We start from the raw sequence: 25,574 nt of genomic DNA on the forward strand, positions 1-25,574 counted from the left end.
AACCGAACAATGTCCGTAGCAACCGCCGCAAGCCCTTGGTACAAGCACCTCTGGCCGTGGATCATCATCGGCATCCTGGCCTGTTCGGTGACCTTGACCCTGTCCATGGTGACCATCGCGGTGAACAACCCGGACAACCTGGTCAACGACAACTACTACGAGGCCGGCAAAGGCATCAACCGCTCCCTGGACCGCGAGCTGCTGGCCCAGACCTTGCAACTGCGCGCCAAGGTGCACTTGGATGAGCTGACCGGTGAAGTCGAGGTCAACCTCACCGGCTACAGCAACCCGAAAACCCTGGAATTGAACCTGATTTCCCCGACCCAGCCGGAGAAAGACCGCAAGATCAACCTGGCCCGCAGCGACAGCGAGCCCGGCCGCTACATCGGCCAGGTCACCGACAAGGTGGAAGGCCGGCGGTTCGTCGAGTTGCTCGGCGTGGAAGGCGACCGGACCTGGCGCATGTTCGAGGAAGAACAAGTCAGCCACGACAAGGACTTGCTGCTGGGTGATGAACCGTTGCAGGGTGCCGAAGACCTGAAAAAGTAAAAAGCCTGCGCTTCGCGCATCGGGGGCAAGCCCCCTCCCACACTGGATTGGGTTTACACATATCTATTGGTGAAATCAGTCAAATGTGGGAGGGGGCTTGCCCCCGATGAGGCCCTACCAGCCACCATAGATTCCCAAGCCATGACCACCCCCTGCTACCACTGCGCCCTCCCCGTCCCCTCCGGTAGCCGTTTCACCACGGTCATCCTCGGTGAGCGCCGCGAACTCTGCTGCCCCGGCTGCCAGGCCGTGGCCGAAGCCATCGTGGCCGGCGGCCTGGAAAGTTATTACCAGCACCGCAGCGAAGCCTCGGCCAACCCTGAGGCGTTGCCGGTGCAACTGCTGGACGAATTGGCGCTGTATGACCGCGCCGACGTGCAGAAACCCTTCGTGCGCCACGAGGGCGAGCTGGCCGAAACCACCCTGCTGATGGAGGGCATCAGCTGCGCCGCCTGCGGCTGGCTGATCGAGAAACACCTGCGCAGCCTGCCCGCCGTGGCCGAGGCGCGGTTGAACCTGTCCAACCATCGCCTGCACGTTCGTTGGACCGATGGGCAACTGGCATTGAGCCAACTGCTCAGTGAACTGCGCCATATCGGCTACGCCGCTCACCCCTATCAGGCCGATCGCGCTGCCGAGCAGCTGGCCGGCGAAAATCGCCTGGCCCTGCGCCAATTGGGCGTGGCTGGCTTGCTGTGGTTCCAGGCAATGATGGCAACCATGGCTACCTGGCCGGAATTCAACATCGACCTGAGCCCCGAGCTGCATGTGATCCTGCGCTGGGTGGCGATGTTTCTTACAACACCCATCGTGTTCTACAGCTGCGCACCGTTTTTCAAGGGCGCCTTGCGCGACTTGCGCACGCGCCACCTGACCATGGATGTCTCGGTTTCCCTGGCCATCGGCGGGGCTTACCTGGCGGGCATCTGGACGGCAATCACCGGCGTGGGCGAGTTGTACTTCGATGCGGTGGGCATGTTTGCGTTGTTCCTGCTGGCCGGCCGTTACCTGGAGCGCCGCGCCAGGGAGCGCACGGCCGCCGCGACGGCGCAATTGGTGAACCTGCTGCCCGCCTCGTGCCTGCGACTCAAGGCCGACGGCCAGAGCGAGCGCATCCTGCTCCCCGAACTGACCCTGGGCGACCGCGTGCTGGTGCACCCCGGCGCCGTGCTGCCGGCGGACGGCGTGATCCTCGACGGGCAATCGAGCATCGATGAATCCCTGCTCACCGGTGAGTACCTGCCGCAACCGCGCCAAAGCGGCGATGCGGTCACGGCGGGCACGCTGAATGTCGAGGGGGCATTGACCGTCGAAGTACGTGCCCTGGGCCATGACACGCGCCTGTCCGCCATCGTGCGCCTGCTGGAGCGCGCCCAGGCCGATAAACCACGCCTGGCGCAGATCGCCGACCGCGCCGCACAGTGGTTCCTGTTGTGCTCGCTGATCGCCGCCGCGCTGATCGGCCTGCTGTGGTGGGAGCTGGATGCGTCGCGGGCGTTCTGGATTGTGCTGGCGATGCTGGTAGCAACCTGCCCCTGTGCGCTGTCCCTGGCCACTCCCACCGCCCTCACCGCCGCCACCGGCACCTTGCACAAACTCGGGCTGCTGTTGACGCGCGGCCATGTGCTGGAAGGGCTCAACCAGATCGACGCGGTGATCTTCGACAAGACCGGCACCCTCACCGAAGGACGCCTGGCGTTGAGAGCCATACGCCCGCTGGGCACCTTGAGTACCGACCTGTGCCTGAGCCTCGCCGCCGCCCTGGAAAACCGCTCCGAACACCCGATTGCCCGCGCCTTTGGGCGTGCGCCAGTGGCCGCCGATGAGGTCGTCAGTTCGCCAGGACTGGGCCTTGAAGGTCGCGTCGGCGAGCGCGTATTGCGCATTGGCCAGCCGGGTTTTGTCTGCGAACTCAGTGGTTGCCCGATCCCGGCAGCGCCGGAGGTTTGCGGCCAATGGCTGCTGCTCGGCGACCGCGACGGCGCCCTGGCCTGGTTCGTGCTCGACGATCGCCTGCGCAGTGATGCGCCTGCATTGCTGGCCGCGTGCAAGGCGCGGGGTTGGCGCACGCTATTGCTGTCCGGGGACAGTTCGCCAATGGTCGCCAGCGTCGCCGCCGAGCTGGGTATCGACGAGGCCCACGGCGGCCTGCGCCCGGATGACAAGCTGCAAGTCCTTCAGCAACTGCACAAGCAAGGCCGCAAAGTGCTGATGCTTGGCGACGGTGTCAACGATGTGCCGGTACTCGCCGCCGCGGACATCAGCGTGGCGATGGGCACGGCCACCGACCTGGCCAAGACCAGCGCCGATGCGGTGTTGCTGTCCAACCGCCTGGACGCCCTGGTGCAAGCCTTTACTCTGGCGCGGCGCACCCGCCGGGTAATCATTGAAAACCTGCTGTGGGCCGGGTTGTACAATGGCCTTATGCTGCCGTTTGCCGCCCTGGGCTGGATCACTCCTATCTGGGCGGCGATCGGCATGTCCCTCAGTTCGTTGACCGTGGTGCTCAATGCCCTGCGCCTGACTCGCCTGCCGAGCGCGCCGGCCGCCCGAGCCCCCTCAGTAACCCGCCCGCTGCCAGTGTGAGCCGCGCGGGCATGGAGTGCAGATGCCAGCTTTATACGTAATGATCCCGGCGGCGCTGCTGTTAGTGGGCGTGGCCATCTACATCTTCTTCTGGGCGGTGGACAGCGGCCAGTACGACGACCTCGACGGCCCGGCCCATAGCGTGCTGTTCGACGACCAGGACCCGAACCACCTGGCCGGCGTCGAAGAGGCCAACCACCCCGAACAACCACCAAAAGACCCGCCTCATGCTTGAGCTGGCGCCGCTGCTGGTCTCTGCACTGATCCTCGGCCTGCTCGGTGGAGGCCATTGTCTGGGCATGTGCGGCGGGTTGATGGGCGCGCTGACCCTGGCGATCCCCAAGGAGCAACGCGGTCGCCGGTTTCAACTGCTGCTGGCCTACAACCTGGGACGCATCCTCAGCTATGCCGCGGCCGGCGTGTTGATCGGCCTCGCCGGCTGGGCGGTGGCGAACAGCCCCGCGGCGATGTTCATGCGCGTGCTCGCCGGCCTGCTTTTGATCAGCATGGGCCTGTACCTGGCGGGCTGGTGGAGCGGTCTCACCCGTATCGAAAGCCTCGGACGCGGCCTATGGCGCTATATACAGCCGGTCGCCAACCGTTTGCTGCCCGTGTCCAACGTACCGCGTGCATTGCTGCTGGGCGCGTTGTGGGGATGGTTGCCGTGCGGATTGGTCTACAGCACGTTGCTGTGGGCGGCGAGCCAGGGCAATGCGCTGGACAGCGGGTTGCTGATGCTGGCATTCGGCTTGGGGACTTGGCCAGTGCTGTTGGCCACTGGACTGGCGGCGGAACGGGTGACGGCACTGTTGCGCAAGCGCAGCGTGAGGATGGCCGGTGGCTTGCTGGTAATTCTATTCGGCATTTGGACGTTGCCCGGTCCGCATCAGCACTGGCTAATGGGCCATTGAAAGGCCATGTGGCATAGCGCCGCTCCCTGTTGATGCAAATCAAGGTGGCCTCCCCGGCCAGCCCCTAGACTCGGCCCACTAGCCTATCCGGGGGAACGCCCGCATGCTCGACGCCATTCGTTGGGATACCGATCTGATTCACCGCTACGACCTGGCGGGACCGCGCTACACGTCCTACCCCACCGCCGTACAATTCGACAGCCAGGTCGGCACCTTCGACCTGCTCCACGCCCTGCGCGACAGCCGCAAGGCGGTGCGGCCGCTGTCGTTGTATGTGCATGTGCCGTTCTGCGCGAACATCTGCTACTACTGCGCCTGCAACAAGGTCATCACCAAGGACCGTGGCCGCGCCCAGGCCTACCTGCAACGCCTGGAGCAGGAAATCCAGCTGGTGGCGTGCCACCTCGACCCCAGACAGCCGGTGGAACAGCTGCACTTCGGCGGCGGCACCCCGACCTTTCTCAGCCACGACGAATTGCGCCAGGTGATGAGCTGCCTGCGCCAGCACTTCAATTTGCTGGATGACGATTCGGGCGACTACGGCATCGAGATCGACCCACGCGAAGCGGATTGGGCCACCATGGGCCTGCTGCGCGAACTGGGTTTCAACCGCGTGAGTATCGGCCTGCAAGACCTCGACCCCGAGGTACAACGGGCAGTCAACCGCCTGCAAAGCCTGGAAGAAACCCGCGCGGTGATCGATGCCGCACGCACCCTGCAATTTCGCTCGATCAATGTCGACCTGATCTACGGCCTGCCCAAGCAAACGCCGATCAATTTTGCGCGCACCGTGGAGGAGGTGATCAGGCTGCAACCCGACCGCTTGTCGGTGTTCAACTACGCTCACCTGCCCGAACGTTTCATGCCCCAGCGGCGCATCAACACCGATGAACTGCCGTCCCCGGCGTCAAAGCTGCTGATGCTGCAAACCACCATCGAGCAACTGACCCAGGCCGGCTACCGTTACATCGGCATGGACCACTTCGCCCTGCCCGACGACGAGTTGGCCATCGCCCAGGAAGAAGGCACCCTGCAGCGCAATTTCCAGGGCTATACCACCCACGGTCATTGCGACTTGATCGGGCTCGGGGTGTCAGCGATCAGCCAGATCGGCGACCTGTACTGCCAGAACAGCAGTGACCTCAACGCCTACCAGAACACCCTGGCCGGCGCGCAACTGGCCACCAGCCGGGGTCTGGTCTGCACCACGGACGATCGCTTGCGCCGGGAGGTGATTCAGCAGTTGATCTGCAATTTCAGCCTGGCCTTCGACGAGATCGAGCAGGCGTTCACTATTGATTTTCGCGGGTATTTCGACGACATCTGGCCGCAACTGACGGCGATGGCCGAGGATGGCCTGATCGAACTCGACGCCCAAGGCATTCGCGTTTTGCCAGCTGGGCGCCTGCTGGTGCGTTCGGTGTGCATGGTGTTCGATGCCTACCTGGAGCACCAGAACAGGCAGCGGTTTTCGCGGGTGATCTGAAACACCCTACGCCATAGCGAGGGAGCCGGCCTTCAACGCGTCTTCCCCGCTGAGGCCTTTCATGGCCTTGGCCAGGGAGGTTTGTGCAGTCATCAGGCTCGCTTGCAACTGGGCAAGCGCCCCTTGCAGATTGCTGACCTTGATCCGTGCCTCGTCGGGGCTGAGGCTCTTGTCCGCCATCACGGCTTGCAGTTCGGCCTGCTTCTCGGCGATCTGCTCCTTGAGCTTGCGAATCATCTTGAGAACCTGCTGGACGTTATCCGGCAGACCGCTGTCTTCGATGTCGTTGCTGGGTTTCTTGGCCTCCGTCAGGGCTTTCAAGGCAGCTCCGGAAAAGGTCACCTTCACCCCCTCCTCGTCCTTTTTTTCCCGCAGCGGCGCCTCAGTAGCGTCCTTGAACGCTTTGGCAGCCTTGGTGAGCTTGGCTTCTGCCACCAAGTCTTTCGGCTCCGCAAAGGACTGCACCTGAGTGCGTGCAGCGTTCGTTGCACCGATGGAAATCATGATATCGAGCCTCCAAGCTCAAGGGTTCGTGACTTTGTATCGGCGGCGACACAAAACTCTTTATACCGTTGCTGGTTTTTTGTACACGCTGGCCTCACCAGCCCACAGTGCGTTACCCTTACGTCTTATGTGTGTTTTCCCACAAGGATTTAAGAAATGTCCGAGCCAGTTAAACTGCGCGCTCACAGCCAGGCTCATTGCAAGGATTGCAGCCTGGCGCCCCTCTGCTTGCCACTTTCGTTGAATCTGGAAGACATGGATGCGCTGGACGAGATCGTTAAACGCGGTCGCCCGCTGAAAAAAGGCGAGTTCCTGTTTCGCCAGGGCGATAAGTTCGATTCCGTTTATGCAGTACGCTCGGGTGCGTTGAAGACATTCAGCCTGAGCGACAGCGGCGAAGAACAGCTCACCGGTTTCCACCTGCCCAGCGAACTGGTGGGCTTGTCGGGCATGGACACCGAGATCCACCCGGTGTCGGCCCAGGCGCTGGAGACAACCTCGGTGTGCGAAATCCCCTTCGAGCGCCTTGACGAGCTGGCCCTGCAATTGCCGCAACTGCGCCGCCAGTTGATGCGCGTAATGAGCCGCGAGATTCGTGACGACCAGCAAATGATGCTGCTGTTGTCGAAGAAAACCGCCGACGAGCGCATCGCGACTTTCCTGGTCAACCTGTCGGCGCGGTTCCGTGCCCGGGGTTTCTCGGCCAACCAGTTCCGCCTGAGCATGTCACGCAACGAAATCGGCAACTACCTGGGCCTGGCGGTGGAAACCGTGTCCCGCGTATTTACCCGTTTCCAGCAGAACGAGCTGATCGCCGCCGAAGGCAAGGAAGTGCATATCCTCGACCCGATCCAGTTGTGCGCGCTGGCCGGTGGTTCGTTAGACGGTTGACGCAGACACTTGCGGCCGCGCCAACCGGCGAGGCCGCAGGTATACTTCGAGTCCGTTTCCAGCCCCAGGACTCTTCGACGATGACCTTCGATTCGTTCGACATCAAATCCCTGATCCGTCCCGTCATCGACTTCCCCAAGCCAGGGGTGATCTTTCGTGACATCACGCCGCTGTTCCAATCGCCCCGAGCCCTGCGCCTGGTGGCCGACACCTTTGCCCACCGCTACGTCGAGACCGATTTCACCCATATCGGCGCCATGGATGCGCGGGGTTTCCTGATCGGTTCGATCATCGCCTACCAACTGAACAAACCGCTGATCCTGTTCCGCAAGCAGGGCAAGCTGCCCGCTGACGTGCTGGCCGAGGGTTACCAGACCGAGTACGGCGAGGCCTTCCTCGAAGTGCACGCCGACAGCTTGTGCGAAGGGGATTCGGTGTTGATGTTCGATGACCTGATCGCCACCGGCGGCACCCTGATCGCGGCGGCGAACCTGGTACGCCGCATGGGCGCGAAGATCTTCGAGGCCGCGGCAATCATTGATTTGCCGGAGCTGGGGGGGTCGCAACGTTTGGAGGACATGGGGATTGCGACGTTCTGCCTGACGCAGTTTGCGCTGACTGAACAATAACGGTTGCCTGGGCTGACGCCATCGGGGGCAAGCCCCCCCACATTTTGATCTGTGAACCGGTCAAGTGTGGGAGGGGGCTTGCCCCCGATGAGGCGCTGAAAGGCACTAAAGATCAGAAGCCCATCTGCTTACTGATGATTTCATTCATCACCTCGCGGGTACCGCCACCGATGGAGAGGATGCGGTTGTCGCGATACAGCCGCTCCACCAGGCTGCCACGCATATAACCCTGGCCCCCGAGGATCTGCACCGCGTCGTAGGTGACGCGGTCGGCGGTGTCGGTGGCAAGGTTCTTGGCCATGGATATCTCCTTGACCACGCTGATACCGGCGGCCATCTTTGCTGCCTGCCGATAAGTGAACTCCCGAGAGACCTCCACGGCGGTGGCCATTTCCGCCAGGCGATGCTTGATCACCTGGAATTTGCCGATGGGTCTGCCGAAGGCTTCGCGCTCGGCGGCCCATTTGAGGCTTTCCTCCAGGGCCAGTTGCGCGGTCATGTTGGCCATGAGCGCCAGGGCCAGGCGCTCGCTCTGGAAGTTGCCCATGATGCAGGCAAAGCCCATGTTTTCGGCGCCGATCAGGTTGCCTACGGGCACCCGACAATCGTCGAAGAACAATTCAGCCGTGTCCGACGCCCACCAGCCCATTTTCTTCAGGGGCTGGCCGACGGTAAAACCGGGGGTGTCTTTTTCGATCAGCAGCAGGCTGATCCCGGCAAAGCCCGGCCCGCCAGTGCGGACGGCGACGGTGTAGAAATCGGCGCGGATGCCGCTGGTAATGAAGGTCTTGCTGCCGCTGACGCGGTAATGGTCGCCGTCACGAATGGCCCGGGTTTGCAGGCTGGCCACATCAGAACCGCCACCCGGTTCGGTGACTGCCAGGGCGATGATCTTTTCGCCGGCCAGCACCTGGGGCACCACCCGTTCGCGGACCTCGGGCCTGGCCCATTTGACCACCGGCGGCAAACCGATATCGAGCGACCCCAAGCCTGCCACCACGCCACCGGAGCCACAGCGCATCAGCTCCTCGCTGGCCGCGACCTTGGCAAACAGATCACCTTCGTGGCTGCCGCCGAAAGCTTCGGGATAACCGATACCGAGGATGCCCGCCGCTCCGGCCTTGAAGTACAACTCCCGGGGAAAGCTTTCCGTCTCCTCCCATTGCTCGATACCCGGCAGCATCTCGCGCTCGACAAAGCGACGCACGCTGTCGCGGACCAATTGGTGGCTGGGGTCGAAGTAGTCCTGATAGGCAGACATCGGCAAGCTCCACGGTAAGGTGGAGCGAAATTACCAAGCGCTTGCTTGGTTATCAAGCCATGGAGTCAGAGCGCGATAGGTTTGCGGCCGGCGAATGAATGCGCCAGCGTGCCGCCATCGACCAATTCCAACTCGCCACCCAGTGGCACGCCATGGGCAATGCGCGAGGTGATCAGGCCTTTGTTGGTGAGCAGTTGGGCAATGTAATGCGCGGTTGCCTCGCCTTCCACCGTCGGGTTGGTGGCCAGGATCACTTCGGTAAAGGTGCCCTGCTCTTCGATGCGCGCCACCAGTTGCGGAATGCCGATGGCTTCCGGGCCAAGGCCGTCCAGGGGCGACAGGTGGCCCTTGAGCACGAAGTAGCGCCCGCGATAGCCGGTCTGCTCCACCGCGTATACATCCATCGGCCCTTCCACCACGCACAGCAGCGTGTCGTCGCGGCGCGGGTCAGCGCATTGCGGGCAGAGTTCTTCTTCGGTGAGGGTGCGACACTGGCGACAGTGACCCACGCCGGTCATGGCCTGGCTCAAGGCCTGAGCCAATCGGGTGCCGCCGCTGCGATCACGCTCCAGCAGTTGCAGCGCCATACGCTGGGCGGTTTTCTGGCCGACACCCGGCAATGTGCGCAGGGCGTCGATCAGTTGGCGAATCAGGGGGCTGAAGCTCATGGGCATGGGTCCGACAAAACAACGAGACGCGGTTTATACCCGCGCCCCGGATTAGCGTCAAATACTCAATCCTGCGCGACGCGTACCACCAACTTGCCGAAATTGCGCCCTTCCAGCAAACCGATAAAGGCTTCGGGCGCCCGCTCCAGACCGTCGACCACATCCTCGCGGAACTTGATCTTGCCGTCGCGCACCCACGGCGCCATGGCGCTGAGGAATTCAGGCTGGCGGTCGCCGTAGTCATCGAACACGATAAAGCCCTGGATGCGCACGCGCTTGGTCAGCAAGGTACGTTGCAGCGCCGGCAAACGATCAGGCCCGCTGGGGGCTTCATGGGCGTTGTAGCCGGCGATCAGCCCGCACAGCGGGATGCGAGCCTTCGGATTCAACAACGGCACCACCGCATCGAACACCTTGCCGCCGACGTTTTCAAAATAGATGTCGACGCCCTTGAAGCACGTCTGCGCCAGGTCATCGGCAAAGGTCGCGCTCTTGTGATCGACGCAGGCATCAAAGCCCAGCTCGTCCACTACATAGCGGCACTTTTCTGCGCCCCCCGCGATCCCGACCACACGCAAGCCCTTGAGCTTGGCTACCTGCCCCACCACCGATCCCACCGCGCCGGACGCGGCCGCCACCACCAGGGTTTCCCCGGCCTTGGGCTGACCGATGTCCATCAGGCCCATGTAGGCCGTCATGCCCGGCATACCCAGCACGCCCAGTGCCATCGACGGGCTGGCCAGGCCCTTGGGCACCGGCATCAGGTTGCGACCATCGGAAATGCTGTGACTCTGCCAACCGGTAGCACCCACCACCAGGTCGCCCACTTCGAATTTCGGATTACGCGACTGCTCGATACGACTGACAGCGCCACCGGTCATCACTTCGTCGATTTCTACCGGCGCCGCGTAGGACGGTGCATCGCTCATGCGGCCGCGCATGTAGGGGTCGAGGGACAGGTACAGGGTTTTCAGCAGGACCTGGCCGTCTGCCAGCTCCGGCAGGCTCACCCGTTCCAGGCGGAAATTTTCCGGGGTGGGTGCGCCCTGGGGGCGTGAGACCAGGACGATGCGCTGGTTCAGGGTCGGTTCTTGAGGCATGAAGGGGCTCCTTTATCGAATCCATCGGTATAGGGTGCAGACCATGCGTGGCGTGCCCGGGTTCGATCCAATTGGCACAAACAAAAATGCCAGGCACAAGGCCTGGCATTGGAGTCTAGCTAAAGCACGCCGATCAGAACGGCAGCTTCATGCCCGGAGGCAGTTGCATGCCCGCGGTCACGCCGGACATTTTGTCCTGGCTGTTGGCTTCGATCTTGCGCACAGCGTCGTTGACGGCCGCGGCGAACAAGTCTTCCAGCACTTCGCGGTCATCATCGCTGACGCCTTCGAGCAGGCTCGGGTCGATGCTCACGCGCTTGATGTCGTGACGACCAGTCATCACCACGCTGACCATATCGCCACCGGCTTTACCGGTGACTTCGGCGTTGGCCAGTTCTTCCTGCATCTTGGCCATCTTTTCCTGCATCTGCTGCGCCTGCTTCATCAGGCCGGCCATGCCACCTTTCATCATGGGAATCACCTCAAAAGTACGTGGATCAATAAGTAGCCCGGTTTTATGACGCTTGGGGCACCGGGGCTTCGACAGGTTCAATAGTATCGTGACGCACGACCGCACCGAACTGTTGCATCATTTGCTGGATGAGCGGATCGGCATGGATCGAATCCTCGGCCTCACGCTGGCGGTTGATGCGCCGACGAGTCGCGGCCTGGGCCGGGGTTTCCTGCTCGGGCTTGATCAGCTCTATGGCGATGGTCAGCGTGCGCCCATGGTACTGGTTCAGCGCATCGTTGAGACGGCGCTGCTGGGTCGCGTTGAACAGGGCGCTGTGGGCCGGGTCCAGATGCAACAGCCAGTGGTCGCCTTCGATGGAGATCAATGTGCAGTTGGCGGCGATGCTCCCGGTCATGCCGGAGATCGGCAGTTTCGGGAACAGCTCCAGCCATTGCAGGGCCAGGCCGGTGGCGGGGGCCGCAGCGGGTTCCGCTTCGGGCTCGGGGGCCGGTTCGGCGGTGTGCTCGCTGGCCAGGTCGTCCAGGTAGCTGTAGGCCGAATCCATGTCCGGCTCGATGTAGTCTTCGTCCAGCGGCGGTTCGTCGTCGAGGTCGATACCCGGCGTGGCGGCTTCCACCTGGGCCACGGTCGGCTCGGGGACGGGGGCAGACACCCATTCGGGGGCATCCGGCACCACGCTATCCGGAGTCGGCGTGGGCATCGGTGTCAGTTCGGGCTGCTCGCCGCTGGTTTCCAGCACGGGCTCCACGGCGGGCGCTTGCTCGGCCTCGGCGTCTGCTTCGACCGGATCATTCCAGGGCAGGTCGACGACCGGCTCGGGCTGGACAACGGGTGCCGGCTCGACCACTGGCGCAGCTGCCACAGGTTCAGGCACCGGTGCAGGTGCAGGTGCAGGTGCAGCAACCACTGGTGCGACCTGCGCCGCGCCAGCCACTGGTTTGGCGGAATCAACTGTGGCCTGGCTGATCCCCACTGGCTTTAGCGGCTGTCTCGGCGCGTCTGCCGAATCAGCGGGCCGGAACGCCAGCATTCGCAGCAACACCATTTCAAAGCCGCCGCGCGGGTCGGGCGCCAGGGGCAAGTCGCGGCGGCCGATCAGGCCCATCTGGTAGTAGAACTGCACATCTTCAGCCGGCAGCGCCTGGGCCAGGGCCAGCACACGGTCGCGATCGCCATGGCCGTTGTCGACGCCTTCAGGCAGCGCCTGAGCGATGGCGACACGGTGCAGCACATTGAGAATTTCCGAGAGCACGCCGTTCCAGTCCGGGCCTTGCTCCGACAGGTGGCGCACGGCTTCGAGCAGCGCCTTGGCGTCGCCTTCGATCAGCGCGTGCAGCACGTCGAAGACCTGGCCGTGATCGAGGGTGCCGAGCATGGCGCGCACGTCGGCGGCCATGACCTTGCCTTCACCAAAGGCGATGGCCTGGTCGGTGAGGCTCATGGCATCGCGCATCGAACCATCGGCGGCGCGACCGAGCAACCACAGCGCGTCGTCTTCGAACGGTACGTTCTCGACGCCCAGCACATGGGTCAAATGCTCGACCACCCGCTCGGGGGTCATGTTTTTCAGGGAGAACTGCAGGCACCGCGACAGAATCGTTGCAGGAAGTTTCTGCGGATCGGTGGTGGCCAGGATGAATTTGACGTAGGGCGGCGGCTCTTCCAGGGTTTTCAACAGGGCGTTGAAGGAATGGCTGGACAGCATGTGCACTTCGTCGATCAGGTAGACCTTGAAGCGGCCACGGCTGGGCGCGTACTGCACGTTGTCGAGCAACTCGCGGGTGTCTTCGACCTTGGTGCGGCTCGCGGCGTCGATCTCGATCAGGTCGACGAAACGCCCTTCGTCGATTTCCTTGCACACCGAGCAGGTGCCGCAGGGCGTCGAAGTGATACCGGTTTCACAGTTCAGGCATTTGGCGATGATGCGCGCAATGGTGGTCTTGCCCACCCCACGGGTACCGGTGAACAGGTAGGCGTGGTGCAGCCGTTGGCTGTCCAAGGCATTGATCAGAGCCTTGAGCACATGGGTCTGGCCGACCATTTCGCGGAACGAGCGCGGACGCCATTTACGTGCAAGAACCTGATAACTCATCGAAAACCGTCGCAACTGGGAAGCGGAAGCCGGTAATGCTAGCGGAGCAAGGGGGAAATTGCATCCGGCACGCTCGCCTAATCTGACTAAGCTTGCCTGGTTGGCCCCAAAAAGGCCTGAACCCGGAGTGTGTATGCGCGTAGTCCTGGGCGCTTTATGGATGATCACCATGGCTTGCCTGGCAGCGCCCGCACCGTTGCGTTTCTCGGTTTCCGACAGCTGGGCGATGCCCATGGTGCAACTGGACAACGACCGGCCCACCCAGGGCATTTTGTATGACCTGATGTTGAGCCTGGCTACCCAGGTCGGACGGCCGGCCGAATTCCATGTGTTGGCACGGGCGCGTATCTCAAGTGCCATGGAGCATGGCGATATCGATGTGCGCTGTTATGTCACCCAGGCCTGGGTCGACGAAGCGTCCGGCGATTACGTCTGGAGCGTGCCGCTGATGGTGCAGCGCAACCTGTTGGTGAGCACCCACATCCCCCCGAAGCCGATACAGCTGGACACACTCGCACCGCAGGCCATCGGCACTGTGCTCAACTACCGCTACGCGTCCCTCGACCCTCTGTTCGCCAACGGCCAGCTCAGCCGCGACGACGCGCGCAGCGAAGAGCAGGTGCTGCACAAACTGGTGGCCGGGCGCTTCAAGTTTGCGGTGAGCAACGAATGGATACTCGAGCGGTTCAACCAACGCATGCCGGTCGGCAAGCGGCTGCACAAGGTTGCGGTGATTGATGAGCAGCGCCTGGGCTGCATCGTGCGCAACGACCCGAATGTGCCGGTGCAGCTGATCCTGCGCACCTTGCTGCGCATGCAGCAGTCGGGCGAGATCGAGCAGATCATCCGGCTCTACACCGGTGAGACTCCTGACAGAAACTGACAATGCCGCCTTATAGACTTGGCTCCATCGAATCGAACACGCATTCCCAAGGAGCCTGCATGAACACCCTCGCCCATTACTTCCTGCTGTACGTCGACAGCCCGGCCACCAGCGCCAACTTCTATAGCCGCCTGCTGGACAAGCCGCCCGTGGAACTCAACCCGACCTTCGCGCTGTTCATTCTCGACAATGGCGTAAAGCTGGGGCTGTGGTCGCGTCATACCGTGGAACCGGCGGCCCGGCTCACCGGGGGTGGCGGCGAAGTGGGCCTGTCCCTGGCTGACCAGGCCGCGGTGGACGCGCTGCATGATCAATGGGTAGAGCGCGGCGCAACCATCATCCAGTCACCGACCACCCTGGATTTCGGCTACACCTTCGTCGCCCAGGACCTCGATGGCCACCGGCTGCGCGCGTTTTGCCTGAGCGACTGACCGCCAGCGCCCCTCCAGGCTGATGGCGGCCACGCTGGCCAGCACGATCACGCCGCCCAGCACCACTTGCAGGGCGATGTGCTCACCGAGCAGCGTGGCCGCCATCGTCATCGCCACCGGGGGGATCAGGTACATCGCTACCGAGGCGCGGCTGACCTCGACATGTTTCAACACATAGCCCCAGGCCAGGTACGCCAGGGCGCTGGGGAAAACCCCGAGCACCAGCACCGCGAGGTTCTCGGGCAACGGCGCCTGTACCACCGCAGCCGGCAGGCCCGGCAGGTTCACGCAGAGCATCAAGGTGCCGGCCCAGACCATGTAGCACGCCATCGTCAGCGGGCTGTAGCGATGGGCGTAATGTTTCTGGATGGCGAAGTACAGGCTCCATGAGACTGCCGCCAGCAGAATCAGCAAGCCGCGCGGGTCAATATCACCCACGCCGTGATCGCCCCAGATCACCACCAGCACGCCGAGCAACCCCAGCAGCACGCAGCTCCAGCGCCAGAGGCTGACCCGCTCCTTCAAGCAGAAGAACGCGATCAACACGCTGAACAGCGGCGCCGATTGTGCCAGCACACTGGACGCCGCCGCCGTCACGAATTGCTGCCCATAATTGAGGCTGGTGTGGTGCAGGAACACGCCGAAAAAACTCAACACCAACAGCCACGGCAGATCCCGCAGGCGTGGCCGACCGATGCCGAGCACCAGCGCCACGCCGGCCATGAACAGCGAGGCGATCAGAAACCGCAACAGCGCAAGCTGGCCAGGGCTGTAGCTGTGCAGGCCCATGTGCACGCCAATCGGCGAATAGGCCCAACAGAGGATGACGCTGGCGATGACTAGCGTAAGCTTCAGGGGTGACGGGGTGTTCATCGACGGCATCCGAAAACGGGGAAGGAATGCCGTCAGTCTTCGCCCGAGCAACGCGCAGGACAATTAACCGTTTCTGACTTCTGAAATCACTGGAACTGAGCAATGGAACTGGCCCAACTGAAAATGGTGCGCGCCGTGGCACAAACCGGCAGCGTGGCCCAGGCCGCCGTGCAATTGCATTGTGTGCCGTCCAACATCACCACGCGCATCAAGCAGCTGGAAAGCGAGTTGGGCACACCGCTGTTTATCCGTGCCGGACGCGGGCTGGCGATCAGTGCGGCCGGTGAGATCTTCCTGGAATATTGCGAACGGATCCTGGCCCTTGTGGACGAATCCAAACGCGCCGTCGATGCCAATGCCATCCCCCGTGGCACCCTGCGTATCGGTGCGGTGGAGTCCAGCGCCAGCGGACGCCTGCCGCCGTTGCTCGCCGAATACCATCGGCGCTACCCGGATGTCAGCCTGGAGCTGGTGACCGGCGCCTGGGGCGAACTGCTCGATGACCTGCAACACCACCGCCTGGACGTGGCGCTGGTGGCCGCGGGCAACAAACGCGCAAAGCTCGAACACAGCGTGGTCTACAGTGAACGCCTGGTGCTGATCGCCAGCGCCTCCAGCGCACCGATCCACAGCGCCGAAGACCTGGCCGGCCGCACCCTGCTGGTATGGCCGCCCGGCTGCCCTTATCGGGCGGCGCTGGAGAACTGGGTCAAGCCCCACGCGTTCAAGCCGGCCATTGCCAGCTATGCCAGCTGGGGCACGATCATCGGTTGTGTCAGTGCGGGAATTGGCGTGGCACTGGCGCCGGAGGGCATCCTGGCCCGCTATGAACAGGCCAACCAATTGGCGTCGTACCGATTCGAGGAACTGCAGGCGGTGGACAACCTGCTGTTCTGGCACAAGGACACCCAGCGGCACCTGGCACGGGATGCGTTTGCCGGGTTGTTGCGCGAAACCTTCGGCTGATCAGCTTTTGGGTGCCGCCAGGCGGCTGTACTGATCCTGACTGATCCACCCGGTAAACGAACGGTCATCGGCATTGATGAACTCGACCTGGGCCCAGCCATCCTTGAAGGCCAGCACCCCCACTACGTCATTCTTGACGATGTACGGACGCTTGGCGGCCTTGGCGCTTGGGTTTTTCAGCAGGTAAGCCTTGTCGGCGGACACCTTCACCAAGCCGATCCATTTCGTGTTGGCGGTCTGGCTCAGGTCCAGGCCGGTGGCAATTTCCGGCATCAGCACATTGAGGCAACCCGGATGCTGACGGCCTTCTGCCACGGTGAGGGTCACGCCATCGGACGAGGGTGCCACGCTGCCGGGGTAGGTGGCGTCGGCCCAGGTGGTCAACGCCGCGGGTTTGCCCTGCAGGTAGAACGCGCAACTGCGGGTCACGCCTTCGCCCATCTCCTCCGAGTAGTAACCTTCCACCTGATGCTCAGGCGTCACCGCCAGCATTAGCCCTTCGTACTTGCCCGAATGCAACGCGGGCGAACCGGCAAACGCAGGGGCTACGGCGCACAACGACAACACACCCATCGCTAGAAAACGGATCATCTTATTTCTTCCCTTCAAGTTTCTCGTAGGCTTTCTGCATAAGGACGTCATAGTTGCCGTAGTCCTCACCGTTATAGTTACGCGCCATGCCGGTAAAATCCTTGGCTTTCATGGCCTTCATCAACGCCGGGCTCTTGCTGCAAAAACCGAGGAAGGCCTTTAGTTGGTTACCGGCATTCACTTTCAATGCCGCAGAGAATTCAAACACCGTCTTGTAGCCGCAGGACGCGTAGTTGAAGCCCATGATCTGAAACATGCCCCAGGACGCCGACATCAACGCCGCTTCCTGATCCAGCGCAAACGCGGTGGCCATGGTTTCCCAGGCCTTGGTCTGGTCCTTGTTATTGGTCTGCCACTGCGGCCCGGCTTTTTTCTTGTAGGGGTAGGACAGCAGCGGATGCGCCTGGTCGTAGATGTGCTTGGTGTACTTGCGAAACAGGTGCCCTTCGAACGCGATTACCGGCAACTTGGCCGGGCCGAAACCCGAACGGCCGCCGGATTCTACCGTGGCGAAGGCCTTGATGATGTTCACCGAAATACCGCCACCCAACTGCGTAGCGGCATTCTGGAAATCCGTCTCGCTGAGGGTCATTCCCCCGTCGCACGTGGCCTGCAGCATCAATTGGCGGTTGCGCTTCTCGGCCTCGATCATCGCGCGCATGCGGTCCAGGTACACATTCACCGTGGCCTGCACTGCGTCGCCCTGATTGTTGCCGAACACATTCAGAAAGCTCGGGATACGCATACTCGGGAACGCCTTCACCGGCACTTTCACCGCTTCTTCGATCAGGCTGTTGAAGGTTTTACCAGTCGGGTCGATCACGCCATCAGGGTGGGCATATTTGAGATGACGGAATTGGTACTGGCTGATGCATTGCACCAATTGGCCATCGCACTTGCCGTTTTCGGCCAGCGGGAAACCCATTTTCGGAATGATCAGATTGAATAAATACTGGACGCACTGCACATCGGCGGGCAAGTTGCGGGCTTTGCCGGGCGCGCCTACCGAAGCACTGATAAGACGGGGCAACCCTTGCAGGCTTTTCATCACAGACATCCTTGTTAGTTAAAGAAGTGATGGCACTTCAATATCAACCTCGCGTACTTGTCACACTCTGAAACAAGTAGCTGGCGGAAACTAGCAAGGTGGTTTTGGGTTGTCCAGAGCGACCTGCAAAAGTTGTGAAACAGCCGAATTAAATCAATCAGTAACCGTGGAACTCCCGGGTTTTCTGATACGTGTGGAAATCAATCCACTCGACCACGTCGTAAGGCAGGTAAAGCTGCATCCGCGCGCGGGAAATGGCGATATACACCTCGCACAGCCGCTGGTCGAACGCGTAGGCGTCCTTGAACTTCACGTTGGTCAGCAACTCGGGCGTCAGTAGCACCCGGTCAAACTCCATGCCGCCCGCCTCTGCCGCCAGCATCAGCAGGCAACGTTTGCCGGGCACGCCGCCCAGCCGGTTCAAGCGCGTGATGTCGGCGACATTGAAGCCTTTTTCCAGCTCGCTCTCGACCCACTGAAACGCCTCGTCGAACTGGCTGGCGTCGCGCACCTGTTGCCAGTCTTGCATATCACTGAAATAGGCGTGAGGGCCGTTGTCGTTGTGCTCGTTGCTGTAGAACTCCGGCTTGAACAAGGCAATGACGCTGATCATGAAACGCTGCAGATCCTGCTGCGCCGCAGTGTCGAAGAACCCGAACGGGCAGTTGGCCTGCTGCAACTGGATGGCCCATTTCATGGTGTCCCAATGGGAGGCGGTCAACACCACGCAGCCTTCCGGCGGTACGAAGCCCTGGGGGTAATGTTCGATGCCGACGTCCGCATCCCGTGCGCCTTCGAAGGGGGTCTTGCACTTTTGTGAGTGCACACTGATCAATGGGTTGACCAGGCGCTCGACGTTGCGACCCGAGCGCACCGAATAATTGATGTCGGTGTGTCGGACTTCGCGCTTTCTTCGCACCATCACACCGCTGGCCAATTGGTATTCATCGCCGAGGGTGATCAAGACTTGGCGGCCACGCTCGATGATCTGCAGCAACGAAGGCGGGATGTCCTGGCTTTCATCGATCAACACATGGGTATAGCGAGGCGGCACCACACAGCCTTCGAGACTCGCACGCTTGATCAGCCATAGCGCCGCGAAAGCAGTCTGGCCGGCCCACTGTGGGTTGGCCTCCAGGTACGTCCACAACCGGCTGGAATACTCCAGCAACGCCTGGGTATCCACGCTGGACAACGGGTGCTTGAAATGCGGCAGGTGCCTGGCCGACAGGCTGTGATGGCTGGAGTGGCAATAGCTTTCGAGCACCTTCAGACAGATATCCAGCGTCGCCACGCCCTCGTGCCCTCGCCAGCCGTGGATATTCAGGGCCTCAGACACTTCATGTTTGCCGGGCAACCTGCCCGGCGTGCCCTGCACGGAAGGGCGTGGCCCCTGCAGCAGCGCCTTGGCGAACGCAGCGAAGGTCGAACCCGCCTTGCTGTCCTTCCCCAGCCCCATGCGCTCACGCAGGGTCGCCAGTTTTGCCCCCGTGCGGGCCAGCACCAGGGTCTGAGCGGGGCGCAGGCACTCCATCAAGGCGCCGAGCAAGTGGCTCTTGCCGATGCCGGCGTAGCCTTGGACGTGCAAATCTTCGTTGAGGTTGGCGCGGAAGGTACGCACCAGTTTGTCCTGGGCCGGGCTGAGCCAGCGCTCACGCTGGCGGGGCGTGATCATCTGCTGGCTGAAGGGGTCATTGCTGCGCAGGTGGCGGACCTTGTAGCCGATATCCCATTTTCCCGTAGGCAGCAGGTAATCCCGCGCGGCGACCTCTTCCGCCGACAACAGGCGCAGGTTGACACTTTTCAGCGCGTTGAAACCGAAGTAGAGCTTGCGCGGGTCGAACAGTCGCTGGGCTTCGGACAGCAGCGTCGCGGCGCCCCCTGCCTGCGTGTCCACCGACCAGTCGAGCAATTTGGACAGGATGCGCTCGGCGCCCGCGCAGGTCAGGTCTTTTTCCGCGGCCTGGGCCAGGTTCTGGATGACCAGCACGGCGGCCAGCTCCGGATTCGTCAGGCCGACCAGGGCCTGGGCGCCGTCCGAGCCTAGCAGGGCCGTGCAGGTTTGCTCCGTGACAGGCAGGAAGACCGGGCTGGATAAATCGAAGTGTTCAGGTTGCATAGTGCCTCGCCGCCAGGGAGTCAGGCATTGCCCTGACCGCCCAGTTCAAACCGATACTCGCCCAGCGAGCCCGACATACCGCCGCAATGAGGGCCTGCGCCAGCCGCAGACGCCATCGCATTGATCTGTTGCTGGAGTTCGAACACAGCCATATCGAGCAAGCGACGCAAGTCTTCGGCGCTCTGCGCGACCACGTTCAATTGCAGCGTGCAAGCGCCCGCCAGCGGTGGCTGCGCGGGCTCATCAGCCACTTGCGCAGAGCGGATCATTTCCGCCTGGCTGAGAATTTCCGCATGTTCGTCGTCCATGAGGTCCAGCACCCTCGACAATTCCAGGGTCTGCTCAGGGTGGGATTGAATGCGGTCCTTGATCTCCAGGCGGCGCATCTGCCATTCCCGCAGTTTTTCGCGAGTGAGGTCGTCGACTTTTTCCACGTGTGCTGTCTCCGGATGCCAGGCACTGGAGTATGCCGCCATGGACTGCCCGATGGCAGATGGCGTGAAAGCATTTTTGATTTGAATTTGAACAGGTACTGCAAGGAAGAGCGTTATGGAGGCAACCCCACCAGCCACACCCCGGCACACAATGTTCCCGCTGTGGCTGCTGCCTTCCGGCTCTGACCAGGTTCACGGGTAATCGTTGCGGGGGGACCGATGGGGTCACCATAACGACGCCTGCCTCTCGGCAAGCGGGGCCATTGTACCGATCTCATCGGAAGTTACAACCGTTGGGGACGGATTAAAAATATGAAGGGGTTCAAGTACTTGTCACCGCCAACAGCATCTGTGGCAGGGGGCTTGCCCCCGATGACGGTACATCAGCCAATAAACAGGTGACTGACCCAGCGCCATCGGGGGCAAGCCCCCTCCCACAGTGCTCATCATTGTGCCAGTACCACCTCATCTGCCCGGCCGCCTTCTTCCTGGATCACCAGGTGAATGAAATGCAGCTTGGCGATCACCGCCGGTGGCAGCACGAAGGGGTAGAAATCCGGCTGGCCCATGCTGCGCGACAGTTCGTTGAGCATGCCGGCCAGTTCGATCCAGGCGTTGACGAATGACAGGAATGCCGCGCCGCCAGGGTGTTCGGGATCATAGAGCGTGCTGAGGGGAAATGGCTGGTAATCCAGGTCCATCTCGCGGGCGCTCATGCCAAAGCCGAGGGCGGTGTCGACGGCGTCCATCATATGCAGGTAGTGCGCCCAGGTTTCTGCCCAGTCTTCCCAGGGGTGCATGGTGGCGTAGGCGCTGACGCAGGTTTGCTGCCAGTCGGCACGTGGACCGTGCTGGTAGTGCTGGTCGAGGGCGTCGGCATAACTGGCACGTTCGTCGCCGAACAGGTTGCGAAACGGTTCTAGCCAATGGGTATTGGCGATCAGGCGATCCCAGTAGTAATGGCCGACCTCATGGCGAAAGTGACCGAGCAGCGTGCGGTAGGGTTCGCGCATCTGGACGCGGACCTTTTCACGGTGGGCGTCGTCGGCCTCCTTGATGTCGAGGGTGATCAGGCCGTTCGCGTGGCCGGTCATGGGCGCGTTGCCTTCCAGGTCGATACCGACAAAATCGAAGGCTAGGCCGGTGTCTTCGTCGACGCTTTTGGGCACCACTTGCAAACCCAGGCTGATCAATTGCGCGACCAACCGGCGCTTGGCGGTTTCGACTTTTCGCCAGCGTTCATGGTTTTCCGGGATCGACAGGTCAGGAATGGTGCGGTTCAGGCTACAGGCCACGCACAGCGGCGTTGTGCTGTGGGCCGGGATCAGCCAGTTGCAGGCGGCCGGAGTGTCGAGGTTGGCGCAGCGACGGAAGGCGCCGGCGTCGAGGTTGCCGTCCTGCAGCCAGGTGCCTTCGACCGGGCCGGGCTGCAGGGAGTCCAGCCGGGCTTGCTGGGGTTGGTAGCCCAGCAGCGCCTGGCAGGCCAGGCACTGGCTGTTGCGAAAGAACAGGGATTGGCCGCAGCGGCACTGCCACACCTTGCTGTCGCGAGATGTGCCGGCTACAAAGGGGGCAGCGATGCGAGAACTGAGTTGCTCGAAGTAGCGGAACATGGTGATCTCTCCCTGGGTGACTGAGACTAGATCACTTTCTGTTCAGGATCGTTCCACTTTGGTGATGGTTGGGAGAGGGCTGCTGCGCAGCCCGACGCGGGGCAAGCCCGCTCGCCACAAAGCCCGGATCAGACCGTGATGTTGTGCTTGGCCAGGAAGGCGACGAAGGCTTCTTCATCCAGTACCTTCAGGCCCAACTCGCTCGCCTTCGCCAGCTTGGAACCGGCGCCCGGCCCCGCCACCACGCAGTGGGTTTTCGCCGAGACGGAACCCGCTACCTTGGCGCCGAGGCTTTCGAGTTTTTCCTTGGCCACGTCGCGGCTCATCAGTTCCAGGGAACCGGTGAGCACCCAGGTGTGCCCCGCTTCGGGCAAACCTTCGACGACCTTCTTCTCGCTCAACCAGTGCATGCCGAAGTCCTTGAGCTGCTGCTCGATGGCCAGGGCATGGTTGGCGTTGTCTGCGTTATCGAAGAACTCACGCACAGCCTTGGCCTGCTTTTCGGGCAGCGCCTGGCGCATATCCAGCCAGTCGGCCTTGATCACGCCTTCCAAGGTGCCGAATTTGTCCGCAAGTTTCTGCGCGGCGCCGGGGCCGACGCTTGGCACATGCAACTTGTCGAGCAAGCCGCCCAGCGTGGTACTGGCGGCGAATTCGGCACTCAGGTCGCCCTGGTCCTGCAATTGCAGGCCGCATTCGTCTGGCGACAGCAGCGCACCGATCACGTCCTGGTTATGGCTGTCTTCAAAGAAGCTGTGGATCTCGTGCGCCACTTCCAGGCCCACGTCCGGCAGGTACGTCAGCACTGCCGGCAAGGCTTTCTGCACGCGCTCCAGGGATGCCAGCGAACGCGCCAACACCTTGGCGGTCTCCTCGCCCACGTCGGGAATGCCCAGGGCATAGATAAACCGCGCCAGGGTCGGGGTCTTGCTGTTTTCGATAGCGGTGATCAGCTTCTTGCTGGAAATATCGGCAAAGCCTTCGAGGTCGATGATCTGCTCGTACTTGAGCTTGTAGAGGTCGGCCGGTGAGCCAATCAGTTTTTCATCCACCAGTTGCTCGATGGTCTTGTCACCCAGGCCATCGATGTCCATGGCGCGGCGCGAGACGAAATGAATGATCGCCTGCTTGAGCTGCGCGCCACAGGCCAGGCGCCCGACGCAACGGTACACCGCGCCTTCGCTGACGGTTTCCTTGCCCTTGCTGCGCTTGACCAGTTGCGTGCGCTCCACATGGGAGCCGCACACCGGGCAGCTTTCGGGGATCTGCACGGCGCGTGCATTTTCCGGGCGGCGCTCGGTGACCACCGAAACCACTTGCGGGATCACATCCCCGGCGCGGCGGATGATCACGGTATCGCCGATCATCAGGCCCAGGCGCGCGACTTCATCCATGTTGTGCAGGGTGGCGTTGGACACGGTCACACCCGCAACCTTGACCGGCTTCAAGCGCGCCACAGGCGTCACGGCGCCGGTGCGGCCAACCTGGAATTCCACGTCGAGCAGTTCGGTCAGCTCTTCCATGGCCGGGAATTTATGCGCGATGGCCCAGCGCGGTTCGCGGGCGCGGAAGCCCAGTTCACGCTGGGAGGCGATGCTATTGACCTTGAACACCACGCCGTCGATTTCATAGGGCAGGCTGTTACGCCGCTCACCGATGTCGCGATAGTACTCCAGGCAATCCTGAATGCCTTTGGCCAGCTTCAGCTCATGACTGATGGGCATGCCCCACTTCTTCAACTGTTGCAGGTTGCCGATGTGGGTATCACTGATGTCGGTGGTCACGCCGTAGCAGCAGAACTCCAGCGGGCGGCTGGCGGTGATCTTCGAGTCCAACTGACGCAGGCTGCCGGCGGCGGCGTTGCGCGGGTTGGCGAAGGTCTTGCCGCCGACTTCCAGTTGCGCGGCGTTGAGTCGCTCGAAACCGGCCTTGGACATGAACACTTCACCGCGCACTTCCAGGGTTGCCGGCCAGCCGCTGCCGTGCAGTTTCAGCGGGATATTGCGCACGGTGCGCACGTTGACGCTGATGTCCTCGCCGGTGGTGCCGTCGCCCCGGGTGGCGCCGCGAACCAGCTCGCCATCCTGGTACAGCAGGCTGACCGCCAAGCCGTCCAGCTTCGGTTCGCAGCTGTATTCCACCGCTGCGCCACTGCCGAGCAGGTCGCCCACCGGCAGGTCGAGGCCTTCGGTGACCCGGCGATCAAACTCGAGCATGGTGGTTTCATCGAACGCGTTGCCCAGGCTGAGCATCGGGATCTCATGCTTGACCTGGGTGAACGCCGACAGCGCCGCACTGCCGACTCGCTGCGTCGGTGAATCCCGCGTGACCAGTTCCGGGTGCTCGGCCTCCAGGGCCTTGAGCTCGTGGAACAAGCGGTCGTACTCGGCGTCCGGAATGCTCGGCTCGTCGAGGACATGGTAGCGGTAGTTGTGCTGATCCAGTTCAGCGCGCAGTTCGAGGATGCGGGTGTGGGCGGCGGTCATGGGTGTTCTCTCATAAAGCAAAAGAGCAGCCGAAGCTGCTCAATATGTTAGTGCACGGATTCTACAGGCAACGCTTAAGATCGGACCTCAGCGCTTCTGTGTCAGGGCGCGACGCTCGAACTCGACGATGCGCTGGCGGTAGTGCTCGATGGTCTGGGCGGTCAGCACGCTGCGCTGGTCGTCCTTGAGCTCGCCATTGAGTTCCTGGGACAGCTTGCGGGCCGCGGCCACCATCACGTCGAACGCCTGTTTCGGGTGACGCGGGCCTGGCAGGCCGAGGAAGAAGCTCACGGCCGGGGTGCTGAACAGGTCGATATCGTCCAGGTCGAAGGTGCCCGGCTTGACCGCATTGGCCATGGAGAACAGCACTTCGCCGTTGCCGGCCATGCTTTCGTGACGGTGGAAGATATCCATCTCGCCAAACCGCAGGCCGCTTTCGAGGATGTTCTGCAACAGGGCCGGGCCTTTGAAGCCAGCAGCGTCGCGGCAGATCACGCTGATCACCAGCACTTCTTCGGCGGCCGGCTGGTCGTTCACGGATTGGCGCGGCGCGTTCTTGCCGGCGTTCTCGTCTGGGAAATCATCATCGCGGCTGCTGAAGCTCGGGCCGTCATTGACGTCCAGGTCCAGGTCGGCCTGGCGCGGTTCCGCGACCACCGGAGCGGTGCGCTTGCCACGCTTGGGCGACGGCTCGCGGGCTTCACGCACCGGCGCGCTCATCGACGGCAAGTCGTGCTCGTCCAATTGCGGTTCTTTATGGGTGTCCAGCACACGGGGCGGCCCCAGCAGCTCGGCGCTGCCGTCGTCGTCAGGCAAGTTGGACAGGTTGCGGTCCAGACGGAATTTGAGCTTGCCCTTGCCACCGCGCATCCGGCGCCAGCCATCAAAAAGAATACCGGCAATGACAATAATGCCGATGACGATCAGCCACTCGCGCAGACCGATTTCCATGTAATCCCGTGCCTCTAATAAAAAATG

General features: G+C 62.3%; 24 protein-coding genes and 1 other RNA gene. 10 read left to right on the forward strand and 15 right to left on the reverse strand.

The genetic code is table 11. The features are described 5' to 3' along the window. Positions 1-9: 9 nt before the first annotated feature. The 5 genes from BFN10_RS21660 (at position 10) to hemN (ending at position 5,532) form a co-directional block, all read left to right on the forward strand. Entirely contained in the window at positions 10-549 is a 540-nt protein-coding gene (locus tag BFN10_RS21660) for a FixH family protein (protein WP_071491367.1), read from the forward strand. A 141-nt stretch (positions 550-690) separates the two neighbouring features. Next, positions 691-3,135, forward strand: a complete 2,445-nt coding sequence (locus BFN10_RS21665; protein ID WP_071491368.1) for a heavy metal translocating P-type ATPase — start codon at positions 691-693, stop codon at positions 3,133-3,135. 22 nt (positions 3,136-3,157) lie between these two features. Then, positions 3,158-3,370 (forward strand): cbb3-type cytochrome oxidase assembly protein CcoS, encoded by a 213-nt coding sequence (ccoS, locus tag BFN10_RS21670; RefSeq protein WP_010208549.1) that lies wholly within the window; start codon positions 3,158-3,160, stop codon positions 3,368-3,370. Then, positions 3,363-4,046: a sulfite exporter TauE/SafE family protein gene (locus BFN10_RS21675; protein ID WP_071491369.1), complete on the forward strand. Its 684-nt coding sequence runs from the start codon at positions 3,363-3,365 to the stop codon at positions 4,044-4,046. Before ccoS ends, BFN10_RS21675 begins: the two co-directional genes overlap by 8 nt. A gap of 103 nt (positions 4,047-4,149) precedes the next feature. Then, positions 4,150-5,532: an oxygen-independent coproporphyrinogen III oxidase gene (gene hemN / locus BFN10_RS21680; protein WP_071491370.1), complete on the forward strand. Its 1,383-nt coding sequence runs from the start codon at positions 4,150-4,152 to the stop codon at positions 5,530-5,532. A gap of 6 nt (positions 5,533-5,538) precedes the next feature. Here the strand turns inward: hemN and BFN10_RS21685 are convergent, their stop codons facing one another. Then, positions 5,539-6,036, reverse strand: coding sequence for a hypothetical protein (locus BFN10_RS21685; protein ID WP_071491371.1), 498 nt, complete (start codon positions 6,034-6,036; stop codon positions 5,539-5,541). 156 nt (positions 6,037-6,192) lie between these two features. On the opposite strand from BFN10_RS21685, the gene fnr reads away from it, so the two are divergent. Continuing rightward, positions 6,193-6,927, forward strand: a complete 735-nt coding sequence (gene fnr / locus BFN10_RS21690) for a fumarate/nitrate reduction transcriptional regulator Fnr (RefSeq protein WP_071491372.1) — start codon at positions 6,193-6,195, stop codon at positions 6,925-6,927. A gap of 80 nt (positions 6,928-7,007) precedes the next feature. After that, positions 7,008-7,556, forward strand: coding sequence for an adenine phosphoribosyltransferase (locus tag BFN10_RS21695; protein WP_071491373.1), 549 nt, complete (start codon positions 7,008-7,010; stop codon positions 7,554-7,556). A 112-nt stretch (positions 7,557-7,668) separates the two neighbouring features. On the opposite strand, the gene BFN10_RS21700 is transcribed toward BFN10_RS21695, so the two are convergent. The 5 genes from BFN10_RS21700 to dnaX all read right to left on the reverse strand — a co-directional run bounded on the left by BFN10_RS21700 (position 7,669) and on the right by dnaX (position 13,152). After that, positions 7,669-8,817 carry an acyl-CoA dehydrogenase family protein gene (locus tag BFN10_RS21700; RefSeq protein ID WP_071491374.1) on the reverse strand — a complete coding sequence of 383 codons (1,149 nt, stop codon included), beginning with the start codon at positions 8,815-8,817 and terminating at the stop codon, positions 7,669-7,671. 65 nt (positions 8,818-8,882) lie between these two features. Further along, positions 8,883-9,485 (reverse strand): recombination mediator RecR, encoded by a 603-nt coding sequence (recR, locus tag BFN10_RS21705; RefSeq protein WP_015885312.1) that lies wholly within the window; start codon positions 9,483-9,485, stop codon positions 8,883-8,885. 65 nt (positions 9,486-9,550) lie between these two features. Then, the gene (locus BFN10_RS21710; RefSeq protein WP_071491375.1) at positions 9,551-10,585 is read right to left on the reverse strand and encodes an NADP-dependent oxidoreductase; all 1,035 of its coding nucleotides are present in this window, start codon (positions 10,583-10,585) and stop codon (positions 9,551-9,553) included. A 133-nt stretch (positions 10,586-10,718) separates the two neighbouring features. Next, positions 10,719-11,057, reverse strand: a complete 339-nt coding sequence (locus BFN10_RS21715; RefSeq protein WP_017527493.1) for a YbaB/EbfC family nucleoid-associated protein — start codon at positions 11,055-11,057, stop codon at positions 10,719-10,721. A 43-nt stretch (positions 11,058-11,100) separates the two neighbouring features. Beyond that, positions 11,101-13,152, reverse strand: a complete 2,052-nt coding sequence (gene dnaX, locus BFN10_RS21720; RefSeq protein ID WP_071491376.1) for a DNA polymerase III subunit gamma/tau — start codon at positions 13,150-13,152, stop codon at positions 11,101-11,103. A 133-nt stretch (positions 13,153-13,285) separates the two neighbouring features. Here dnaX and BFN10_RS21725 point away from each other — a divergent pair, with 133 nt between their 5' ends. Both BFN10_RS21725 and BFN10_RS21730 read left to right on the forward strand, forming a co-directional pair. Continuing rightward, a complete protein-coding gene (locus BFN10_RS21725; protein ID WP_071491377.1) occupies positions 13,286-14,035 on the forward strand; it encodes a substrate-binding periplasmic protein in 750 nt (249 codons plus the stop codon). Between the two features lie 59 nt (positions 14,036-14,094). Then, positions 14,095-14,466, forward strand: a complete 372-nt coding sequence (locus BFN10_RS21730) for a VOC family protein (protein WP_071491378.1) — start codon at positions 14,095-14,097, stop codon at positions 14,464-14,466. Here the strand turns inward: BFN10_RS21730 and BFN10_RS21735 are convergent. Further along, positions 14,380-15,339 carry a DMT family transporter gene (locus BFN10_RS21735; RefSeq protein ID WP_071491379.1) on the reverse strand — a complete coding sequence of 320 codons (960 nt, stop codon included), beginning with the start codon at positions 15,337-15,339 and terminating at the stop codon, positions 14,380-14,382. The two genes, BFN10_RS21730 and BFN10_RS21735, sit on opposite strands and share 87 nt — an antisense overlap. Positions 15,340-15,441: 102 nt before the next feature. Here BFN10_RS21735 and BFN10_RS21740 point away from each other — a divergent pair, with 102 nt between their 5' ends. Then, positions 15,442-16,305 (forward strand): LysR family transcriptional regulator, encoded by an 864-nt coding sequence (locus tag BFN10_RS21740; RefSeq protein ID WP_071491380.1) that lies wholly within the window; start codon positions 15,442-15,444, stop codon positions 16,303-16,305. Here the strand turns inward: BFN10_RS21740 and BFN10_RS21745 are convergent, their stop codons facing one another. The 8 genes from BFN10_RS21745 to zipA form a co-directional block, all read right to left on the reverse strand. Beyond that, a complete protein-coding gene (locus tag BFN10_RS21745) occupies positions 16,306-16,896 on the reverse strand; it encodes a hypothetical protein (RefSeq protein WP_071491381.1) in 591 nt (196 codons plus the stop codon). A gap of 1 nt (position 16,897) precedes the next feature. Then, complete coding sequence (locus tag BFN10_RS21750) at positions 16,898-17,944, reverse strand: N-acetylmuramidase family protein (protein ID WP_058427350.1); 1,047 nt, start codon at positions 17,942-17,944, stop codon at positions 16,898-16,900. A gap of 157 nt (positions 17,945-18,101) precedes the next feature. Next, positions 18,102-20,063 carry a hypothetical protein gene (locus BFN10_RS21755; protein WP_071491382.1) on the reverse strand — a complete coding sequence of 654 codons (1,962 nt, stop codon included), beginning with the start codon at positions 20,061-20,063 and terminating at the stop codon, positions 18,102-18,104. A gap of 20 nt (positions 20,064-20,083) precedes the next feature. Continuing rightward, positions 20,084-20,497, reverse strand: a complete 414-nt coding sequence (locus tag BFN10_RS21760; RefSeq protein ID WP_071491383.1) for a hypothetical protein — start codon at positions 20,495-20,497, stop codon at positions 20,084-20,086. Positions 20,498-20,622: 125 nt separating this feature from the next. Continuing rightward, an RNA gene (gene ffs / locus BFN10_RS21765) (signal recognition particle sRNA small type) lies at positions 20,623-20,719 on the reverse strand. Between the two features lie 224 nt (positions 20,720-20,943). Continuing rightward, positions 20,944-22,110 (reverse strand): zinc-binding metallopeptidase family protein, encoded by a 1,167-nt coding sequence (locus BFN10_RS21770; RefSeq protein ID WP_071491384.1) that lies wholly within the window; start codon positions 22,108-22,110, stop codon positions 20,944-20,946. Between the two features lie 128 nt (positions 22,111-22,238). Continuing rightward, positions 22,239-24,596, reverse strand: coding sequence for an NAD-dependent DNA ligase LigA (ligA, locus tag BFN10_RS21775; RefSeq protein ID WP_071491385.1), 2,358 nt, complete (start codon positions 24,594-24,596; stop codon positions 22,239-22,241). Between the two features lie 87 nt (positions 24,597-24,683). Next, entirely contained in the window at positions 24,684-25,547 is an 864-nt protein-coding gene (zipA, locus tag BFN10_RS21780; protein WP_071491386.1) for a cell division protein ZipA, read from the reverse strand. Positions 25,548-25,574 lie beyond the last annotated feature (27 nt).

Origin of the sequence: Pseudomonas extremorientalis (genome assembly GCF_001870465.1) — a bacterium.
Lineage (GTDB): Bacteria > Pseudomonadota > Gammaproteobacteria > Pseudomonadales > Pseudomonadaceae > Aquipseudomonas > Aquipseudomonas extremorientalis.

Coding starts and splice junctions, on each gene's coding strand:
- hemN (WP_071491370.1), top strand. CDS start 4,150: ATGCTCGACGCCATTCGTTGGGATACCGATCTGATTCACCGCTACGAC.
- BFN10_RS21715 (WP_017527493.1), bottom strand. CDS start 11,057: ATGATGAAAGGTGGCATGGCCGGCCTGATGAAGCAGGCGCAGCAGATG.
- BFN10_RS21755 (WP_071491382.1), bottom strand. CDS start 20,063: ATGCAACCTGAACACTTCGATTTATCCAGCCCGGTCTTCCTGCCTGTC.
- BFN10_RS21740 (WP_071491380.1), top strand. CDS start 15,442: ATGGAACTGGCCCAACTGAAAATGGTGCGCGCCGTGGCACAAACCGGC.
- dnaX (WP_071491376.1), bottom strand. CDS start 13,152: ATGAGTTATCAGGTTCTTGCACGTAAATGGCGTCCGCGCTCGTTCCGC.
- BFN10_RS21735 (WP_071491379.1), bottom strand. CDS start 15,339: ATGAACACCCCGTCACCCCTGAAGCTTACGCTAGTCATCGCCAGCGTC.
- BFN10_RS21665 (WP_071491368.1), top strand. CDS start 691: ATGACCACCCCCTGCTACCACTGCGCCCTCCCCGTCCCCTCCGGTAGC.
- recR (WP_015885312.1), bottom strand. CDS start 9,485: ATGAGCTTCAGCCCCCTGATTCGCCAACTGATCGACGCCCTGCGCACA.
- BFN10_RS21725 (WP_071491377.1), top strand. CDS start 13,286: ATGCGCGTAGTCCTGGGCGCTTTATGGATGATCACCATGGCTTGCCTG.
- zipA (WP_071491386.1), bottom strand. CDS start 25,547: ATGGAAATCGGTCTGCGCGAGTGGCTGATCGTCATCGGCATTATTGTC.
- ligA (WP_071491385.1), bottom strand. CDS start 24,596: ATGACCGCCGCCCACACCCGCATCCTCGAACTGCGCGCTGAACTGGAT.
- BFN10_RS21700 (WP_071491374.1), bottom strand. CDS start 8,817: ATGTCTGCCTATCAGGACTACTTCGACCCCAGCCACCAATTGGTCCGC.
- BFN10_RS21660 (WP_071491367.1), top strand. CDS start 10: ATGTCCGTAGCAACCGCCGCAAGCCCTTGGTACAAGCACCTCTGGCCG.
- fnr (WP_071491372.1), top strand. CDS start 6,193: ATGTCCGAGCCAGTTAAACTGCGCGCTCACAGCCAGGCTCATTGCAAG.
- BFN10_RS21675 (WP_071491369.1), top strand. CDS start 3,363: ATGCTTGAGCTGGCGCCGCTGCTGGTCTCTGCACTGATCCTCGGCCTG.
- BFN10_RS21750 (WP_058427350.1), bottom strand. CDS start 17,944: ATGAAAAGCCTGCAAGGGTTGCCCCGTCTTATCAGTGCTTCGGTAGGC.
- BFN10_RS21745 (WP_071491381.1), bottom strand. CDS start 16,896: ATGATCCGTTTTCTAGCGATGGGTGTGTTGTCGTTGTGCGCCGTAGCC.
- BFN10_RS21730 (WP_071491378.1), top strand. CDS start 14,095: ATGAACACCCTCGCCCATTACTTCCTGCTGTACGTCGACAGCCCGGCC.
- BFN10_RS21710 (WP_071491375.1), bottom strand. CDS start 10,585: ATGCCTCAAGAACCGACCCTGAACCAGCGCATCGTCCTGGTCTCACGC.
- BFN10_RS21695 (WP_071491373.1), top strand. CDS start 7,008: ATGACCTTCGATTCGTTCGACATCAAATCCCTGATCCGTCCCGTCATC.
- BFN10_RS21685 (WP_071491371.1), bottom strand. CDS start 6,036: ATGATTTCCATCGGTGCAACGAACGCTGCACGCACTCAGGTGCAGTCC.
- BFN10_RS21770 (WP_071491384.1), bottom strand. CDS start 22,110: ATGTTCCGCTACTTCGAGCAACTCAGTTCTCGCATCGCTGCCCCCTTT.
- ccoS (WP_010208549.1), top strand. CDS start 3,158: ATGCCAGCTTTATACGTAATGATCCCGGCGGCGCTGCTGTTAGTGGGC.